18 protein-coding genes are annotated in these 16,998 nt (G+C 72.3%); 10 read left to right on the top strand and 8 right to left on the bottom strand.

Annotated features, from left to right (window positions below):
* Positions 1-166 precede the first annotated feature (166 nt).
* Positions 167-850, top strand: a complete 684-nt coding sequence (locus ACFZBT_RS20810) for a glycerophosphodiester phosphodiesterase family protein (protein ID WP_391105477.1) — start codon at positions 167-169, stop codon at positions 848-850.
* 3 nt (positions 851-853) lie between these two features.
* Here ACFZBT_RS20810 and ACFZBT_RS20805 read toward each other — a convergent pair whose 3' ends face one another.
* Positions 854-1,402 carry a GNAT family N-acetyltransferase gene (locus tag ACFZBT_RS20805; RefSeq protein WP_391105475.1) on the bottom strand — a complete coding sequence of 183 codons (549 nt, stop codon included), beginning with the start codon at positions 1,400-1,402 and terminating at the stop codon, positions 854-856.
* A 71-nt stretch (positions 1,403-1,473) separates the two neighbouring features.
* Here ACFZBT_RS20805 and ACFZBT_RS20800 point away from each other — a divergent pair, with 71 nt between their 5' ends.
* A complete protein-coding gene (locus ACFZBT_RS20800) occupies positions 1,474-1,866 on the top strand; it encodes a VOC family protein (protein ID WP_391105473.1) in 393 nt (130 codons plus the stop codon).
* 2 nt (positions 1,867-1,868) lie between these two features.
* On the opposite strand, the gene ACFZBT_RS20795 is transcribed toward ACFZBT_RS20800, so the two are convergent.
* The 3 genes from ACFZBT_RS20795 to ACFZBT_RS20785 all read right to left on the bottom strand — a co-directional run bounded on the left by ACFZBT_RS20795 (position 1,869) and on the right by ACFZBT_RS20785 (position 5,459).
* A complete protein-coding gene (locus ACFZBT_RS20795) occupies positions 1,869-2,783 on the bottom strand; it encodes an N-acetyltransferase (protein WP_391105471.1) in 915 nt (304 codons plus the stop codon).
* A gap of 121 nt (positions 2,784-2,904) precedes the next feature.
* The gene (locus tag ACFZBT_RS20790) at positions 2,905-3,540 is read right to left on the bottom strand and encodes a MarR family transcriptional regulator (RefSeq protein ID WP_391105469.1); all 636 of its coding nucleotides are present in this window, start codon (positions 3,538-3,540) and stop codon (positions 2,905-2,907) included.
* A gap of 254 nt (positions 3,541-3,794) precedes the next feature.
* Positions 3,795-5,459 carry an FUSC family protein gene (locus ACFZBT_RS20785; RefSeq protein ID WP_391105467.1) on the bottom strand — a complete coding sequence of 555 codons (1,665 nt, stop codon included), beginning with the start codon at positions 5,457-5,459 and terminating at the stop codon, positions 3,795-3,797.
* Positions 5,460-5,621: 162 nt separating this feature from the next.
* Here ACFZBT_RS20785 and ACFZBT_RS20780 point away from each other — a divergent pair, with 162 nt between their 5' ends.
* From ACFZBT_RS20780 to ACFZBT_RS20760, 5 genes are all read left to right on the top strand, one after another.
* Positions 5,622-6,143, top strand: coding sequence for a DUF5134 domain-containing protein (locus ACFZBT_RS20780; RefSeq protein WP_391105465.1), 522 nt, complete (start codon positions 5,622-5,624; stop codon positions 6,141-6,143).
* A 70-nt stretch (positions 6,144-6,213) separates the two neighbouring features.
* Positions 6,214-7,149 (top strand): M48 family metalloprotease, encoded by a 936-nt coding sequence (locus tag ACFZBT_RS20775; protein WP_391105463.1) that lies wholly within the window; start codon positions 6,214-6,216, stop codon positions 7,147-7,149.
* Positions 7,150-7,264: 115 nt separating this feature from the next.
* Positions 7,265-7,933 (top strand): phosphatase PAP2 family protein, encoded by a 669-nt coding sequence (locus tag ACFZBT_RS20770; RefSeq protein ID WP_391105461.1) that lies wholly within the window; start codon positions 7,265-7,267, stop codon positions 7,931-7,933.
* Between the two features lie 40 nt (positions 7,934-7,973).
* Positions 7,974-8,663, top strand: a complete 690-nt coding sequence (locus tag ACFZBT_RS20765) for an HAD-IA family hydrolase (RefSeq protein WP_391105459.1) — start codon at positions 7,974-7,976, stop codon at positions 8,661-8,663.
* 175 nt (positions 8,664-8,838) lie between these two features.
* On the top strand, positions 8,839-9,525 hold the full coding sequence (locus ACFZBT_RS20760; protein ID WP_391105457.1) for a TetR family transcriptional regulator: 687 nt from the start codon (positions 8,839-8,841) through the stop codon (positions 9,523-9,525).
* Here ACFZBT_RS20760 and ACFZBT_RS20755 read toward each other — a convergent pair.
* Positions 9,513-11,015: an LVIVD repeat-containing protein gene (locus ACFZBT_RS20755; protein WP_391105455.1), complete on the bottom strand. Its 1,503-nt coding sequence runs from the start codon at positions 11,013-11,015 to the stop codon at positions 9,513-9,515. The two genes, ACFZBT_RS20760 and ACFZBT_RS20755, sit on opposite strands and share 13 nt — an antisense overlap.
* A gap of 190 nt (positions 11,016-11,205) precedes the next feature.
* Between ACFZBT_RS20755 and ACFZBT_RS20750 the strand changes: the two genes are divergently transcribed.
* Positions 11,206-11,859 carry a DUF305 domain-containing protein gene (locus ACFZBT_RS20750; RefSeq protein WP_391105453.1) on the top strand — a complete coding sequence of 218 codons (654 nt, stop codon included), beginning with the start codon at positions 11,206-11,208 and terminating at the stop codon, positions 11,857-11,859.
* Positions 11,860-11,913: 54 nt separating this feature from the next.
* Here the strand turns inward: ACFZBT_RS20750 and ACFZBT_RS20745 are convergent, their stop codons facing one another.
* Positions 11,914-12,390 carry a DUF6214 family protein gene (locus ACFZBT_RS20745; protein ID WP_391105451.1) on the bottom strand — a complete coding sequence of 159 codons (477 nt, stop codon included), beginning with the start codon at positions 12,388-12,390 and terminating at the stop codon, positions 11,914-11,916.
* Between the two features lie 198 nt (positions 12,391-12,588).
* On the opposite strand from ACFZBT_RS20745, the gene ACFZBT_RS20740 reads away from it, so the two are divergent.
* Positions 12,589-13,932 carry an FAD-dependent oxidoreductase gene (locus ACFZBT_RS20740; protein ID WP_391105449.1) on the top strand — a complete coding sequence of 448 codons (1,344 nt, stop codon included), beginning with the start codon at positions 12,589-12,591 and terminating at the stop codon, positions 13,930-13,932.
* On the opposite strand, the gene ACFZBT_RS20735 is transcribed toward ACFZBT_RS20740, so the two are convergent.
* Complete coding sequence (locus ACFZBT_RS20735; RefSeq protein ID WP_391105447.1) at positions 13,929-14,279, bottom strand: helix-turn-helix domain-containing protein; 351 nt, start codon at positions 14,277-14,279, stop codon at positions 13,929-13,931. The genes ACFZBT_RS20740 and ACFZBT_RS20735 overlap by 4 nt on opposite strands.
* Before the next feature lie 123 nt (positions 14,280-14,402).
* Here ACFZBT_RS20735 and ACFZBT_RS20730 point away from each other — a divergent pair, with 123 nt between their 5' ends.
* Positions 14,403-15,482 carry a tRNA-dihydrouridine synthase gene (locus tag ACFZBT_RS20730; protein ID WP_391105445.1) on the top strand — a complete coding sequence of 360 codons (1,080 nt, stop codon included), beginning with the start codon at positions 14,403-14,405 and terminating at the stop codon, positions 15,480-15,482.
* Positions 15,483-15,513: 31 nt separating this feature from the next.
* Here the strand turns inward: ACFZBT_RS20730 and ACFZBT_RS20725 are convergent, their stop codons facing one another.
* A complete protein-coding gene (locus tag ACFZBT_RS20725) occupies positions 15,514-16,776 on the bottom strand; it encodes a PHB depolymerase family esterase (protein ID WP_391105443.1) in 1,263 nt (420 codons plus the stop codon).
* Positions 16,777-16,998: the final 222 nt, after the last annotated feature.

The following is a 16,998-nucleotide window of genomic DNA, read 5'->3' as shown; positions in this document are numbered from 1 at the left end:
TCCTGCCACACCCTGTGGGTCACCGCACTTTTTCCTGCCGGCCATGCTTCTGCCCGTATGTGCGCCGACCATGCCCTCGCCCTCTGCAGAGGGCGGGTACAGGCGATACGGTCCAGGTGGGCCGTAAGGCCCCCAGTGCCGCCTGTCGACGGAAGAGAGTCGCGTCTTGAACTTCCTCACCATCGGTCACCGCGGAATCATGGGTGTGGAACCCGAGAACACCCTCCGGTCCTTCGTCGCCGCCGAGGAGGCCGGCCTCGACGCCATCGAACTCGACCTGCACCTGAGCAAGGACGGCGCGCTCGTCGTCATGCACGACACGGACGTGGACCGCACGACCGACGGCAGCGGGCCCATCGCCGAGAAGACCCTCGCCGAGCTGCGCGCCCTGGACGCGGGCCGGGGCGAGCGGGTGCCGGTCTTCGAGGAGGTCCTGGAGGCCGTCCAGGCGCCGCTCCAGGCTGAGATCAAGGACGCACAGGCGGCGCGAGCCCTCGCCGAGGTGATGAACCGGCGCGGGCTGGCCGGCCGGGTGGAGGTGTCCTCGTTCCACGACGAGGCGATCGCCGAGATCAAGCCACTGGTGCCGGGTGTGCGGACCGCGCTGATCGCCAGCCGCTACGGGACCGACATCGTGGACCGCGCCGTCGCGGTCGGCGCCGAGACGGTGTGCCTGAACATCCGCCGGCTCACCCTGGAGATCGTCGAGCGTGCGCACAAGGCGGACCTGCGGATCATCGGCTGGGTGGTGAACACACAGGACCATCTGCGGCTCGTCCGGGCGTTCGGCCTGGACGGCGCGACCACCGACCACCCGGACATCAAGCGCACGGGCCGTTTCACGGCCTAGTCGCTAGCCGAGCCGCTTGACCAGCAGCTCGAACTTCAGGTCGTCGCGCTGGGGGATGCCGAAGCGCTCGTCGCCGTACGGGAAGGGGGTCATCCGACCCGTACGGCGGTAGCCGCGCCGCTCGTACCAGGCGATGAGGTCGTCGCGTACGGATATCACGGTCATGTGCATCTCCGTCACGCCCCACGTCGCTCGGGCCATGCTCTCCGCCTCCGCGATGATCACCTTGCCGAGGCCCTCGCCCTGCAGCCGGGGGCTGACCGCGAACATCCCGAAGTAGGCGTGGTCACCGCGGTGTTCGAGCTGGCAGCACGCGACGATCCGGCCCTCCCGTTCCACGGTCAGCAACCGGCTGTCGGCCGACTTGATGACGGCCAGCACGCCCTCCGGGTCGGTCCGCTGCCCTTCGAGAATGTCCGCCTCGGTGGTCCACCCGGCCCGGCTGTCGTCGCCCCGGTACGCCGACTCGATCAGCGCGACCAGCTCGTCCACGTCGGCGTCGGTGGCATCACGGAAGGTCAGTCCGGTGGCGGCGGTGTCGGCGGTGTCCATGGGCGTGCGTCTCCGTTTCCGGGCAGCGTTGGGGCATGGATGAGAGTAACGCCGCCACTAGGCTCTCGTGCATGGTGCATGTACTCAGCAGCCGAATCCTGCTCCGCCCGTCCGACCCCGAGCGCTCCCGTGCCTTCTACGGCGAACAGCTCGGCCTCGCCGTCTACCGGGAGTTCGGTACGGGTCCCGAGCGCGGCACGGTCTACTTCACGGGCGGTGGCTTCCTGGAGGTCGCGGGCCGGTCCGAGACTCCCCCGTCACCCGCCGCACGGCTGTGGCTCCAGGTCGACGACGTGGCCGCCGCGGAGGAGGAGTTGCGGGCGAAGGGCGTCGAGATCGTGCGGCCGGCGGTGAAGGAGCCGTGGGGCCTGGTCGAGATGTGGATCGCGGACCCGGACGGGACGCCGATCGTGCTGGTCGAGGTCCCGGCGGACCACCCGATGCGGTACCGGCCCGGTATCTGAGGTCAGCCGGGGCGGTGCTCCCAGCCCCGGTCGGTGCGGGTCAGCTCACGGAAGCCCGCGCCCGCCAGGAGGTTGAGCCTGGCGCCGTCGGCGGCCGTCTCGTAGGCGACGAGCCGGTCGACGCCGCACAGGCGGAGCCAGTCCGCGGCCTGAGCCAGTAGCCATTGCTCCAGGCCGGTGCCGGACTGCGCGGGGTCGACGTGGAGGTTGCCGATGTCGGCCAGGCCCGCGGCGCGGGCGTGCCGTTCCGGGCGGGCCAGGGCAGTGTCGACCTCGATGAATCCGAGGGTGCGCGCGTCGGCACGGGCCGTGAACCGAGTGCCGCACTCCCCCAGCGTGCGGGTGACCGTGACGCCCGGCCGGAGTTCGTTCGCCGGGAGGTCGGCGACCCGGGCGATCAGGATGACCTCGGTGTCCCCGGTGTGCCGGAATCCCGCGCGTTCGTAGACGGCCCGGATGTGGGGCCAGTTGCGGGGCAGGCCGTAGACGAGCGGGGCGGGCAGTGCGCCGTCGGCGTACCGGACACGGACGTCCCAGCGGGCCAGCTGTGCCAGGCACGCCCGCATCAGCAGGTCGGCGGCCCGGTCGGAGTCCGGCCAGTGCGACGCCGTCGGGCGGTGCACGAACCAGTTGATCTCGGCGCTGTCCCGGTAGGTCTCGCCGACCTCGGCGTCGGCGCGGTAGCGCAGCAGATGGGCCGCGGCGACGACGCACCGGCGCTGCTCGGCGACGAGCGTCGTCCGCTCGGCCACCCACGGGTCGGTGATGAACTCGCCGGGCTGCCGCTCCAGGTCGCCGAGGACGGTGTTCACGGAGACGGAGACACCGGGGACGACCGCCGCCACGTGCATGTTGACCAGGTCGGTGAGCTGGTCGCGGTCGGCTCGGCGGAAGGGGCGCACCTCGAGTGCGGGCATGGGGTACCTCCGGGCTGATGAAGGAGCTGGAGGCCGCCACGCGGTGCGGTACGGGGTGAGGGTACGACGGGCCGGTGCGGCACGCCAGTGGGGGCGGACGCCGCCACCGGGCAGGTCCGGTTCAACCCCGCAGCGCGCCCAGGCGGCCCTCCAGCTGGCCGAGCAACTCACCCAGCAGGGCTGCGAGTTCACCCTGCTCGGGGGCGTCCAAACCGGACAGGACCGCGGTCTCGTAGGCGAGCTGGGCGGGCAGGACGCCGTCGACGAGTTCGCGTCCGGCGTCGGTGAGGCGGAGGTGGGCGACGCGGCGGTCGCGGCTGTCGGCCCGGCGTTCCACCAGACCGCGTTCGGTCAGCTGCTTGAGGCGCTTGGTGACGGCGGCGCCCGAGGAGAAGGTCTCCCGGGCCAGCTCCCCGGGGGAGAGTTCGTGCCCGGTACGGCGCAGCGCGCCCAGCAGATCGAACTCCGGGCGGCTCAGTCCCGCCCTGCGCAGCGGCGCGTCCTCGGCCTGCTGAAGGAGGGCGGCACAGCGGTTGATCCGGCCGATGACCTCCATCGGCCCGGTGTCGAGCCCGGGGTGCACGGCCCGCCACTGCCGCACGACACCGGCGACGGTGTCGCCCCGCCGGCCACCGTCCGGGACGGGTTCGACAGCAGGGGACTCGTCGGCCGGCTCCCGTCCGCCCGTACCGGTCCCGTCGGCCGCATGCTCCCCATGGGTCCCGTCGGCCCGCCCCGCTCCGGCCTCGGGAGCCAAGTCGCCCGCAGTCCCGCCGCCGGGGCCGTCCCCGGCCGCATGGGCCCGACCGGCCCCGTGCCCACCGGCCGATTCCTCTCCGGTCGCGCGCGCACCGTCGGAGGCCCTTCCGTGCGTCGGATTCCCTCCGGCCGTCCGCGCCCGGTCGGCCGTACGCCTTTCGGTGGGATCGTCCCCCGCCCGCCCGGCCCGGGCCGCCGGTCGCGGTCCGAATCCCGACTCGTCCCCCGTGGGCGATGGCCCTTCCGTCGCCGTCATGGCCGTGCGTCCTCCGTCTCCGTGCCAGTGCCCCGCTCCGGGAGCAGCCCCTGGCGTCGTGCCGTAGCGGCGAGCGTACGGTGTCCGGACTGCTCGGCGAGCACGACCCGCTCCTGGGGCAGGGCGCGCTGCCACCATTCACCGGCCGCGGCGTCGGTGGTGGCCCGCAGCTCGACCAGGGCGACGGCGAGGCCGCGGCGGGCCGACTCCAGGGCGGCCGCGTCGGGGTCCGGCTCGGCCAGGAGGCGGGCGGCGTGCTCGCGGGCCCGGCCGGCGGTGGCCAGGGCGCGTTCGACACGGTCGCCCACGCGCCGGTTGGTGACGGCCACGGCTGCGGCGAAGCCGACCAGGGCGCCGACCACGGTGTCCACGACGCGCTCCGTCATCAGCGCGCCGGGCTCCTGGAATCCGGCGAACTCGGTGATGAGCAGGGCCATGGGGGTCACGCAGACACTGCCGAGCCAGTAGTTGCGGCTGATCAGCATCTCGGCGCCGAAGCTGAACGCGAGGCAGCACAGCACGAGGACCGCCGGGTCCAGGTGCGCGAGCGGCGCGACGGCCGCGAAGACGAGCACGCCGACGACGTTGCCGACGACCCGCTGGATGGCCCGGCTCCAGGTCAGGGCGATGTTGGCCTGGTAGAGCGAGGCGGCGGTGACCAGAGCCCAGTAGGGGCGGCCGATACCGAGGGCGAGGGAGGCGTAGCCGGCGAGTGCGCAGCCGAGCGCGGTGCGCACCGCCAGCGGGGTCAGCGGGCCGAGCCGCGCCCACAGGGAGCGGGCCGCGTCCACACCGAGCAGTTCGTCGGCGGCCGCCCGCGGCAGACCGGCCGACGGGACGGGCCCGGTACCGCGCAACGCGCGGGCCCACGCACGCAGCCGGCCGGCCTCCGACTCGGCAGGTGCCGCGAGGGCGACCTCGGCCCGCACGACGAGCCGTTCGAGGGCCCGCCGGGTCCGGGAGGGCGCGCCGGTGGACAGCAGTGACTGCCAGGCGGCCTGCACGGCGGCGTAGCCCGCGGCACGGGCCCGGGCATGCCCCTCGCCGCTGCCGCCGGTGTCGGCATACGCGGCCGCGGCCCGCAGCGCACCGGCGGTGGCACGGCGTTCCGGGCCGTGCGGCCGGACCAGCGCGGGCGCCATGCAGACCAGCCAGGCCCAGGCCCCCGTCGCGGCGGCCAGCGCCAGATGGCCCGGCACCTGGGCGAGGGTCTGCGGCGCGAACAGCGAGGCTGAGCTGACGAACGTGAGGACGACATTGCCCGGCGGCCCGACGCGGGTGGCGTCGCACAGCACCTTCTGCGCGGCGGCCAGCAGGGCGCCGACCGTGACCAGGGCGACGGCGCTGCCGGTGAGCGAGGCGGCGACCAGGGCGACGGCGAGTCCGCCGAGCATGCCGAGCACCACCCACACCAGGGCCCCGGCCCGGGCGGCGTAGGGGCGGTTGTGGGCGTACAGCGCGCACAGGGATCCGGCCATCGTGTACATCGCCAGGTCGAGCCGGCCGAGCGCCAGGAGGGTGAGGTTGGGCGGGGCGATCGACGCGACCACGCTCAGAGCGGGCTTGAACCAGATCTCGGAGGGCCGGCCGACGCGCAGCACGCCCGCCAGCGGGAGGCGCCGGGCGGGCGGGGAGGCGGGGGTGGGGTTCGCACTGCTCATTCCCGCAAGGTTAGCAGGTGTTTTACTCGTAAAAGATAAATCGAGGGGATAGCGGCTCACCTGGTGTGCTCCGTCGAATGCTCCCCGTGTACACCCTTGCGCTCGCGTGCGCGCCGGATGACCTGGGCATCGAATGACCGACTGTCGAGCGGGGAGGTGCGCGTGCACGGACCGGCTTCGTCCGGCTGGCTGCTGGTGGCGCTCTGCGCGGTGAGCGGCGCCTACTGCCTGGTGCGGATGCGCAGCGGCGGCGAGGCGCTGATGGGGTTCGGGATGGCCGCGATGGCGGTTCCGGCGGCGGCGTTCTCTCCGCCCTCGTGGGCCTGGCTCGCGTACGCGTTCGTGTTCGGGGCGGCCGCGGTGCACGCGCTGTGGGCGGCGCGGGCCGGGGCGCACCATCTCCATCATCTGGCGGGCGCGGCGGCGATGGTCTACATGTCCGTCGTCATGGCCGGCTCGCCCGCACACGCGCACGGTCAGGGCGGATCGGGAGTTCCGCTCCTGACGGGGGCGCTGCTGCTGTACTTCGCCGGATACGTGCTGCTGACCGGCGTCCGGCTGGTGCCGGTGCCCGCCGTGGCCGGGGGCGGTGCGTCCGCCGCGTGGGGCGACCGGCCGGAACTGGCGCGGGCGTGCCGGCTGTCCATGGGGATCGCGATGGTGGCGATGCTGCTGACACTCTGATCCGTTGCCTGCGTCACTTCCGCGCCAGATGTCGTACCCGTGGGCCGCGCCGCGCTCATAGGCTGCCCCCATGATGCTCCCCGCGGCGCTGTTGCTGCTCGGCGCCCTGACCGCCGTGGTGGCTCCCCGGCTGCTCGCCCGGGCGGACTGGCCGGATCGTGAGCCAGTGGTGGCGCTGTGGGCGTGGCAGTGCGCGGTGGCGGCCGTACTCGTGTGCTGTGCGCTGTCGATGACGCTCAGCGCGGCGGCGGCCTGGCACGCGGTCGGCGGACATGTCTTCGCGACGGCGCCGAGCGCCGCCGTCGAGGCCTATGCCCTCGGTACGGCGGGCCCTTGGGCGGCGGCCACGGCGGTGGCGCTGGCCGGCGGGGGTCTGTGGAGCGCGGCGATGCTGGTCCGCGAGGTCGGCCGGGCGCGCGCCCGGCGCCGCAGCCGGCGCGCCGATCTGCTGGTCCGGGCTCCGCTGCTGCCGGGCGAGGTGGCCGTGTCCGGCCGGCTCGTCGTCCTGGAGAGCGAGCGGCCCGACGCCTGGTGGCTGCCCGGCGCCTCGCCCCAACTGGTCGTGACGACGGCCGCGTTGCGCCGGCTGAAGGGGCGGCAGCTGGATGCCGTGCTCGCCCATGAGCAGGGGCACGCCCGGGCCCGGCACGACTGGCTGCTGAACTGTTCCTCGGCCCTGGCGGGCGGCTTTCCCCAGGTGCCGGTGTTCGCCGCGTTCCGCGACGAGATGCACCGCCTGGTCGAACTCGCCGCCGACGACACGGCCTCCCGCCGCTTCGGCCGTCTGACGACGGCCCTGGCCCTGGTCGAACTGAACGAGCACCGTGGCGTGTTCGGCCCCTGCCCGACGCCGCAGGCCCATGTCCCGGCGCGGGTGCGCCGTTTGCTCACTCCCCCGGACCGGCTGACCGCGGCACGCCGCCTGCGGCTGACGGCGGCGGCCGCGCTGGTGCCCGTGGTGCCGGTGCTACTGGCGTTCGTGCCGGGGCTGCGGGCGCTCGGATAGCCGCCGGCGGTGACCCGGGCGCCGGGGCCTTGGAGTGGCCGAAGCGTGTGGCCCCCGGCCCGGAAGATCGCCGCCGTACTGGATCCGGAGCACCCGGTTCGGCGAGGATCGCACTATGCACACCCAGTCCGTCGACTCCCCGCCCCGTACCGAGCACCGCACCGCCGCCGGTTCCGCCGGTGTCCTGGCCCTGTGCTCGGCTCTGCTGCTGACCCTCGTCGCGGTCAGATGGAGCCCGTTGATCACCACGGACGGAGACATCTCCGGCACCACCCACCGCTGGGCGGTCGACGAACCCGGCATCACCCAGACGTTCCGCGTCCTCACCGACTGGGTGTGGGATCCCTGGACGATGCGCCTGCTGTGCGCGGCGGTCGTCGTCTGGCTCGCAGTGCGGCTCGCGGCACGCTGGACGGCGGTGTGGCTGGCACTGGCCGTCACCCTGGGCACTCTGCTGCAGCAGGGCCTCAAGGCGGCTGTGGACCGTCCCCGTCCGGTCTGGCCCGACCCGGTCGACTCGGCCCACTATTCGGCCTATCCGTCGGGTCATGCCATGACCGCCACGGTCGTGTGCGGCCTCCTCCTGTGGCTCCTGCACCGTCACGGTGTGAGCCGGGCCGTGTGGCGTACGGCCCTGATCGTGGCCGTCGTCTCGGTGGTCGGGGTCGGGCTGACCCGTATCTGGCTGGGCGTCCACTGGCCCTCGGACGTGCTGGGCGGCTGGCTGCTGGGCGCGATGGTGGTGGCCCTGGCGGTGTGGGTGCACCAGCGCCGGCATCCCTGAACACCCGCGGGAGTCAGGTGCGCCCTCGTAGGATCCCCCCATGACCGCCGTGCTGTTCGACTTCTCCGGGACCCTCTTCCGTGTCGAGTCCACCGACTCCTGGCTGCGCGGCACCCTGGCCGGGACCGCGATCCGGCTCGCGGAGGCGGAGGTGGCCGCGGCGGCGCGGGCGCTGGAGGCCGCGGGGGCGCTGCCGGGCGGTGGCGGCCCCGCCCGGGTGCCGGAGGAACTGGCCGACGCCTGGCAGATCCGGGACCAGAGCGCCGAGCTGCACCGGGCCGCGTACACCGGTGTCTCCCGCCAGGTCACGCTGCCCGACCCGACGTTGCACGACGCGCTGTACGACCGCCACATGCACCCGGACGCGTGGGCCCCGTACCCGGACGCCGTCGAGGTGCTCCGCACCCTGCGCGAGCGGGGCATCCCGGTCGGGGTGGTCAGCAACATCGGCTGGGATCTGCGCCCGGTCTTCCGCGCGCACGGCCTGGACCCCTACATCGACGTGTACGTCCTGTCGTACGAGCACGGCATCCAGAAGCCCGACCCACGGCTGTTCGCCACCGCCTGCGAGACGCTGGGCGCCGATCCGCGCCGGACGCTCATGGTCGGCGACGACCGCAGGGCGGACGGCGGCGCCACGGCCCTGGGCTGCGCGGTGCACTTCGTGGACCATCTGCCGGTGACCGACCGGCCGGACGGGCTGCGGCCGGTCCTGGACCTGGTGAGCTGAGGGCCGCACCGCCGGAACAAGCTGCCCGAGGCGACCATCCGGGCTTCTGCTCGCCCGCCTCGGACGATCCCCCGTGTCGCCCGAGGCAGACGGCATCCCCGGCTGGGACCGCACGGTCCCGGCCGGACGCTCCGAGTATAGTTGGCTGGCAGCCAGTCAACGCAGGAGTTTCAGCATGTCCCCGCGCAGCGCCTCGGTCAATGAAGAGTTGCGGAGACGTTCGAAGGAGCGGCTTCTGCAGGCGGCGGTCGAGCTGGTCGACGAGCGCGGATTCGAGGCGACGACGCTCGGCGACATCGCCGACCGGGCCGGTTCGGCGCGTGGTCTGGTGTCGTACTACTTCCCCGGCAAGCGCCAGCTCGTGCAGTCCGCCGTGCACCGGCTGATGCATCGCACGCTGGAGGAGGCGCTGGAGCGCGAGCCGCGCACCGAGGACGGCCGGGAGCGGATGGCGCGGGCCATCGACGCGATCCTGCGCCTGGCCGAGGACCGGCCGGTGCTGATGCGCCAGCACATGGCCGGGCTGCTGCAGGCCGAGGGCTTCGTGCCGTGCCCGGAGCAGCGGCGGCTGGCAGAACTGCTGCGGGACACCGTCGCCCGGCTCGGGTCGCGGGACGTCGACAGCGACTACCCGATGCTGCGCGCCCTGCTCATGGGCGCCGTGTACGCGGCACTGGTGCCGGGGGTGCCGATGCCGGTCCCGGTGCTGCGGGCCGAGTTGTTCACGCGCTACGGGCTCGACCGGGAGCTGGGTGTCCCGCCGGAGACCGGAGCCTCCGACGGGACGGGTGACAGGGATCTGTCACGGTTCTTCGCGACCGGGGCCGCACCGGGGCACGGCCTCGAGGGTCAGTCGAAGTAGTCCGGCTGCGTCTGCACGTTGAGTTCGCGCAGGTGGACCCGGCGGGCCGGGTCCGTGCGCCGGTCGTCGATCTTCAGGACGTCGAAGCCCCTGGCGTACTCGTTCGACCAGATGTAGCCGTTGTAGTAGTACGCCGACCACGAGCCGCCCGACTTGATCGTGTCCGTGGTCAGGGGGCCGCGGTCGAAGTAGGCGATCTCCTTGGGGTTGCTCGAGTCCGTGAAGTCCCAGACGGAGACACCGCCCTGGTACCAGGCCTGGACCATCAGGTCCTTGCCCCTCACCGGGATCAGCGAGCCGTTGTGGGCCACGCAGTTCTCGGTGTCCGCCTGGTGGCGCGGGATCTTGAAGTAGCTGCGGAACACGAGCTTGCGCTTGTCGCCCTTGCCGACGATGTCGTAGATGCCGTCGGCGCCGCGGTTCGGTCCGATCTCCGCGTTGCACGTGGCCGCGCCGCCGCCGCCCAGCTCATCGGTGTAGACGACCTTGTTCGCCTTCTGGTTGAAGGTCGCCGAGTGCCAGAACGCGAAGTTCACGTTGTCCTGCACGCGGTCGATGACCTTCGGGCGTTCCGGGTCCTTGATGGAGAACAGGATCCCGTCGCCCATGCAGGCGCCCGCGGCCAGGTCCTTCGACGGCAGCACGGTGATGTCGTGGCAGCCGGTGGTCTTGGACACGCCCGGGTTGGTGGGTCCGCCCGGGTTGCCGCCGCCGTCCGGCCCCTCACCGGGGAACAGCACGGGGAAGCCCACGACCTCGGCCTTCTCGGGGGCGTTGCGCGGCACCTTGATGACCGAGATGCCGTCGTGGGGCGGCTGGCAGTCGGGGTAGGTGGCGTTCGGCGAGTACGAGGAGACGTAGACGTAGACGTTCCGGCGCTCGGGCACCAGCGTGTGGGTGTGCGAGCCGCAGGCCGTCTCGACGGCGGCGACGTACCTCGGGTTGCGCTTGTCGCTGATGTCGAAGACCTTCATGCCCTCCCACGAGGACTTCTCGGTCGCCGGCTGGGTGGTGCTGGTGCAACTGCTGTCGCTGCGCGAGGAGTCGGTGGACAGGAACAGCAGGTCGCCGGAGACGGAGATGTCGTTCTGCGAGCCGGGGCACAGCACCTGGGCGACGGTCTTCGGCGCCTTGGGGTTGCTGATGTCGAAGATGCGGAAGCCGTCGTAGTTGCCCGCGAACGCGTACCTGCCCTGGAAGGCGAGGTCCGAGTTCGTGCCCTGGAGCACGTCCTTGGGGACGAAGGCCAGGTGCTGGATGTTGTCGGAGTGGACGATCTCGTCCTGGGCGGGTATCTCACCCTTCTGGATGGCCTCACGGACCTCGGCCTGTGCGCTCTTGGAGACCTTCTTCGGCGCGGGCGGCGCGTCCCCGGGGTCGGGGGTGGCCCCCGCCGGTGCCGCTGTGAGGAGCGCGGCCAGCAGCCCAGCGGCGGCAGCGGCAACTCCCAGGCGTCTGCGGCGTGTTCTGCGGTCGTTCAACAGGATCACTGTTTTCCTCCCTGGTTCCGTTCACTGCGGAACGGTTCACGCACCACGCAGTATCGTCTTCGCCATGCACATACCAACAGGGGGCAACAGAATCGCAATGAAGTTTTGCGATCAATGACCCGCGGAAGCGTGCCAGTACGCCGTCCGCAACACGAGGTGCGCCCCAACCCGCCCGTCACAGGAGGTCGTTGTGCTCTTCCGCCGCGTGTCTCGTGCGTCCGTCGTCACGACGGGGCTGGTCGCCCTGGCCGTGCTCACGGCCGGGGGCTGTGACTCCGACCCGGACCGGAAGCCGGCCACCGCGGACGGACCGTCCGTGATCGCGCCGGGCGAGCCCGGCGAGGCGAACCGCACCCTGTCCGCCGAAGAGGCCGCCGAACAGAACCCGGAGAACGACTCCCCCAACTCGGCGGACGTCTCCTACGCCCGCATGATGATCGAGCACCACGCCCAGGCGCTGGTGATGACCGGACTCGTCCCGAAGCGCGCCGAGTCGAAGGACGTGAAACGCATCGCCGAGCGCATCGCGGCCGGCCAGGAGCCCGAGATCGAGGCCATGAAGGGCTGGCTGAAGTCGCACGGCAAGCCGCTGAAGGCCGAGCGGCACGAGCACGCCGCGATGCCCGGCATGGCCACCGAGGCCCAGCTGAAGAAGCTCCGCGCGGCCGAGGGCAAGGCCTTCGACCACCTCTTCCTCACCCTGATGACGACCCATCACCAGGGCGCGATCACCATGGCGGCGGACGTGAAGGGACAGGGCAACAACATCCTCGTCGAGGAGATGGCCGACGAGGTGATCGCCCAGCAGACCAGCGAGATCACCCGGATGCGGGACATGCTCTGAGCGGACTCCCGGTCCGCGGTCGCGCCCCGGACCGGTCCGCTCGGCCCGGCCCGCTCAGCGCCGTGCGCGGCGTGGGGCCAGCAGGCCCGCGTCCCGGGCCTGGCCGATCAGCCTCAGCGACTTGCGGCGGCTGTGCCCGGTCGCGCACATCACGGCGAGGACCGGGTCGGCACCGTCCTGCTGGGCCGCGCGGTACTCCTGTGCCACCAGCCACCGCCCCTCCGCGCCGCGCGGCCAGACCGGCCGGGCCCGGCGCCCCGGGCCCGCACAGCCCTCGGCGACCGGACCCGCACCGGCGCCGCACGCTTCGGCCAGCGAATCCTCGAGCCAGTCGGCGAGCACCGCCAGGTCGTCGAGGGACAGCGCGGGCCGGGCGCGCACCTCCTCGACACCGACGCATCCGCCGGCCACGACCGCCAGCGCGTCGACGTGGGCGCCGTCCGTGAAGGCGAGCCGGACGTCGAACCACCGCGTGGCGTCCTCGTTCTCCCGCACTTCCCACGCGGGCCGCACGGATACCGCGCCGTCCACCGGGGAGCGATCAGAAAGATTAAGAAAGGATGCTTCCAGCACACACGGAACGTAACCGCATGATCACATTCGCTATAGATCCGACACGCACCCCGGTCGGAGCACAGCACCCTGTCAGCGGAGCCCGGCCGGTGCGATGCTGGAGGCATCAGAGCTCTCCTGCGATCCCCCGGGATCTGACGGGTAAGGAGTTCCGCCGTGCTGCGAGTCGCCGTCGTAGGCTCCGGGCCGAGCGGGTGCTACACCGCCCAGAGCCTCGTCCAGCTGGACGCCGAGGTGCGTGTCGACGTCCTGGACCGGCTGCCGTGCCCGTACGGGCTGGTCCGTTACGGCGTGGCACCCGACCACGAGAAGATCAAGTCGCTGCAGAACAATCTGCGCGCGGTCCTGGAGCACGACCGGGTGCGGTTCCTCGGAGGTGTGCAGGTGGGCCCCGGCGGGGTGCCGGCCGCCCGGCTGCGGGAGTTCTACCACGCGGTGGTGTTCTGCGTGGGCGCCGCCACGGACCGGCACCTGGGCATTCCCGGGGAGGACCTGCCCGGGAGCTGGTCGGCGACGCAGTTCGTGTCCTGGTACAGCGCCCACCCGGACGCCGTGGACGGCGGCTTCCTGCGGGACGCGCGGTCGGCCGTGGTCATCGGCGTGGGGAACGTCGCCGTGGACGTCACCCGGATGCTGGCCCGGGGGCTGGCCGAGCTCAGCCCGACCGACATGCCGCAGGCGGCGCTGACCGCGCTGGCGGCGAGCCGGGTGACCGAGATCCACATGGTGGGCCGCCGCGGTCCGTCCCAGGCCCGCTTCACCACCAAGGAGCTGCGCGAGCTGGGCACCCTGCCGGCGACCGACGTCGTCGCGGACCCCGTGGAGCTGGCGGCGGACCCGGGGTACACGGACCCGTCCGCGCTGCCCGCCCCGCAGCGGCGCAACGTGGAGGTGCTGCGCGGCTGGGCCGAGTCCCCGCCGGCCGGCGCCCCGCACCGGATCCACCTGCGCTTCTTCCTCCGCCCGGTCGAACTGCTCGCCGAGCGGGGCCACGTGGGCGCGGTGCGGTTCGAGCGGACGGCACCGGACGGGCACGGCGGCGTGACGGGCACGGGCCGGTACGAGGACATCGAGGCGCAGTTGGTGCTGCGTTCGGTGGGCTACCTCGGAGTGCCGATGGAGGGCTTGCCGTTCGACCCGAAGACCGGCACCGTACCGAATCTGGCCGGACGGGTCCTGCGCGAGGGCGTCGTCACGCCGGGCGAGTACGTGGCCGGCTGGATCAAGCGCGGCCCGACGGGTGTGATCGGCTCGAACCGCCCCTGCGCGAAGGAGACGGCGACGTCCCTCCTGGAGGACGCCCCGCTCCTGGCCGCGAAGGACGTCCCCGAGGACACGCTCACGGCTCTGCGGACAGCGGGGCTCGACCCGGTCGAATGGACGGGCTGGCAGTCGATCGAACAGGCGGAGGCGGAGCTGGGAGCGTCACTCGGACGCGGAGTGGTCAAGCTCCCCGACTGGCGGTCCCTGATGGAGGCCGCGCACGGCAGGGTTCCCTAAGGACCGAGCCTCCCGGCCTGCCGCCCCGCCGCATCGAGCAACGCATCCAACAGCCCCGGAAACAACTCCTCCAGATCATCCCGCCGCAACCCGTTCATCTTCGCCGTCCCCCGATACACCTGCCGGATCACCCCGCTCTCCCGCAGCACCCGGAAGTGATGCGTGGTCGTGGACTTCGTCACCGGCAGGTCGAAACGCGAACAGGACAACTCCCCGCTCTCCGCGGCGAGCTCCCGCACGATCCGCAACCGCATCGGATCGGAGAGCGCGTGCAGCACACCCTCCAGCCGGATCTCGTCGCGCTCGGGATGCGGCAGGACGCGGCTGCTCACGGCGGGGGACGTCACGGCGGCTCCACTTCCTCTTTCTCGGGGACTCCATAGTACGAGAACCATCGTAGTTTGACATCCTCCGTAATACGATGCCTATCGTACGAGTCGACATCGGCCCCGTCCCGAATGGAGTCCGCCGTGACCGCGCTCTTCGAGCCTTACAGTCTGCGCGATGTGACGATCCCGAACCGCGCATGGATGGCCCCGATGTGCCAGTACTCAGCGGCACCGGAGGGCCCGGAGGCCGGCGCCCCCGCCGACTGGCACTTCGCGCACTACGCCGCCCGCGCGGCCGGCGGCACGGGCCTGATCATCGTCGAGGCCACCGCCGTCTCCCCGGAGGGCCGAATCTCCCCGTACGACCTCGGCATCTGGAACGACACGCAGGTGGCGGCGTTCCGCCGCATCACCCGCTTCCTCGCCGAGCAGGGCACTGTGCCCGCGATCCAGCTCGCGCACGCCGGCCGCAAGGCCTCGACGGACCAGCCCTGGAAGGGCGGCGCCCCGGTCGGCCCGGAAGCGTACGGGTGGGACTCCGTGGCGCCGACCCCTCTCGCGTTCGACGAGAAGCACCCGGTCCCGGCCGAGCTGACAGCCGATCAGATCAAGGACGTCGTCGGACAGTTCGCGGCCGCTGCCCGCCGCGCCCTCGCCGCCGGTTTCGAGATCGCCGAGATCCACGGCGCCCACGGCTACCTGATCAACGAGTTCCTCTCCCCGTACTCCAACCACCGCACCGACGCCTACGGCGGCTCGTACGAGAACCGCGTCCGCTTCGCCCTCGAAGTGGTGGACGCCGTACGGGAGGTGTGGCCGGACGACAAGCCGCTGTTCTTCCGCATCTCGGCGACCGACTGGCTCGAGGACGGCGGCTGGACCGCGGACGACACCGTCCGCTTCGCCGCCGAGCTGCGGGCCCACGGCGTCGACCTGCTGGACGTCTCCAGCGGTGGCAACGCCTCCCGCGCCCGCATCCCGACCGGCCCCGGCTACCAGGTGCCCTTCGCCGCCCGGGTCAAGGCCGAGACGGCCCTGCCGGTCGCCGCGGTGGGGCTGATCACCGACGCCGAGCAGGCCGAGAAGATCCTGGCCAACGGCGAGGCGGACGCGGTCCTGCTGGGCCGGGAACTGCTGCGCAACCCCTCGTGGGCCCGGCACGCGGCGCGGGAGCTGGGCGGTGAGGTCCGGGTGCCGGACCAGTACCACCGGTCGGTCTGACCGGCACCCGGATCCCGGAGCATCCGGTGCGTCAACCGGCCGTGCACGCTGTCCCGTTGAGCGTGAACGCGGCCGGAGGGGCGCTGTTGCCGCCATGGCTCGCCTGGTAGCCGATGCTGACACTCGCGCCCGGTGCGATCGTGCCGTTGTACGACACATTGGCGGCGGTGACCGTCCCGGACGACGGCGCGTAGGTGGCGCCCCAGCCGCCCGTGACGGTCTGTCCGGCGGGGAGCGTGAAGCCGAGTTTCCAGCCGTTGACGGTCGTCGTACCGGTGTTGGTGAGAGTCACGGACGCGGTCAGGCCGGTGTTCCAGGCGTTCACCGTGAACGTCACCTTGCAGGCGCCGGGCTGCGGCTGCGGCGCCGGGCCCGAGCTGTCCAGGCCGAAGAAGGTGAGTACACGGGACGCCATGCCGTGGGCGTACAGGTTGTGGCCGACGCCCTGGAGGCTGATGGCCTCGACGGGGGCCCGGTCGCCCGTGCCGCCGTAGCGGGTGCGGGCCCAGCCGGACTGGGGTGTGTCCGAGGCGGTCGGCGTCTGGCTGACGCCGTGCACGTTCGTCCACTGCTTGATCTGCTCCCCGAAGTTGGGGTAGCGCAGGACGTCGTCCTGGGTGCCGTGCCAGATCTGCATCCGCGGGCGGGGGCCGGTGTAGCCGGGGTACGCGCCCCGGACCAGGTCACCCCACTCCTTCGGGGTGCGGGTGAGCGTGCCGCCCGAGCAGTCGCTGTTCCACTCGGAACCGTCGGCGGTGGCGAAGCAGGCGAACGGGACGCCCGAGAAGGCGGCGCCCGCCGCGAACACGTCGGGGTAGTCGCCGAGCAGGACGTTGGTCATCATCGCGCCGGAGGAGATGCCCGTGGCGAACACCCGGCCGGTGTCGGCGTCGTAGGTGCGGGTGACCCAGTCGATCATCGACTTGACGCCGACGGGGTCGCTGCCGCCGCCGCGGCGCAGCGCCTGGGGCGAGGAGACGTCGAAGCACTTGCTGCTGCGGGTGACGGACGGGTAGAGCACGATGAACCCGTACTGGTCCGCCAGGGTGTCGTACTCGGTGCCGTTGTACATGTCCGGGCCGGAGCCGGTGCACCAGTGCACGGCGACCACGACCGCCGGGTTCGGTGTGACGCTCTCAGGCACGTAGAGGTACATCCGCAGATTGCTGGGGTTCGTACCGAAGTTGGTGACCTCCGTGAGCGCCGCGGCGGGCACGGCGCCCTCGCGTGCGGACCCGCCGGCCGGCTCGCGGGCGGCGGCCGGGGGTGCGGTGAGCACCGTGGCCGCGAGCATCGGCAGCAGCGCGGCGACTAACGCGAGGAGGATCGACCGCAGCGGTCTCCTCGCCGTGGGGCGGGGGGTGGCAGGCACGTCCGGGTCCCTTCCGTTGTGGGTGCGGCTCGCAGGACGTCGTACGGCGGTTCAGCTGGTGGAGTCGGTCCGGGTCACTCGGCATGGTGACATGCACATGGCCGTCATGGAAGCGCTCCCACACCGCCTCCACGAGTCCCTCAC

This window comes from Streptomyces sp. NPDC008137, from assembly GCF_042957035.1.
Classification (GTDB): Bacteria; Actinomycetota; Actinomycetes; order Streptomycetales; family Streptomycetaceae; genus Streptomyces.
The sequence above is the reverse complement of the archived record's forward strand: the minus strand, read 5'-3'. Positions and strand labels throughout refer to the sequence as shown.

Coding starts and splice junctions, on each gene's coding strand:
- ACFZBT_RS20805 (WP_391105475.1), bottom strand. CDS start 1,402: ATGGACACCGCCGACACCGCCGCCACCGGACTGACCTTCCGTGATGCC.
- ACFZBT_RS20800 (WP_391105473.1), top strand. CDS start 1,474: ATGGTGCATGTACTCAGCAGCCGAATCCTGCTCCGCCCGTCCGACCCC.
- ACFZBT_RS20795 (WP_391105471.1), bottom strand. CDS start 2,783: ATGCCCGCACTCGAGGTGCGCCCCTTCCGCCGAGCCGACCGCGACCAG.
- ACFZBT_RS20785 (WP_391105467.1), bottom strand. CDS start 5,459: ATGAGCAGTGCGAACCCCACCCCCGCCTCCCCGCCCGCCCGGCGCCTC.
- ACFZBT_RS20775 (WP_391105463.1), top strand. CDS start 6,214: ATGATGCTCCCCGCGGCGCTGTTGCTGCTCGGCGCCCTGACCGCCGTG.
- ACFZBT_RS20770 (WP_391105461.1), top strand. CDS start 7,265: ATGCACACCCAGTCCGTCGACTCCCCGCCCCGTACCGAGCACCGCACC.
- ACFZBT_RS20765 (WP_391105459.1), top strand. CDS start 7,974: ATGACCGCCGTGCTGTTCGACTTCTCCGGGACCCTCTTCCGTGTCGAG.
- ACFZBT_RS20760 (WP_391105457.1), top strand. CDS start 8,839: ATGTCCCCGCGCAGCGCCTCGGTCAATGAAGAGTTGCGGAGACGTTCG.
- ACFZBT_RS20725 (WP_391105443.1), bottom strand. CDS start 16,776: ATGCTCGCGGCCACGGTGCTCACCGCACCCCCGGCCGCCGCCCGCGAG.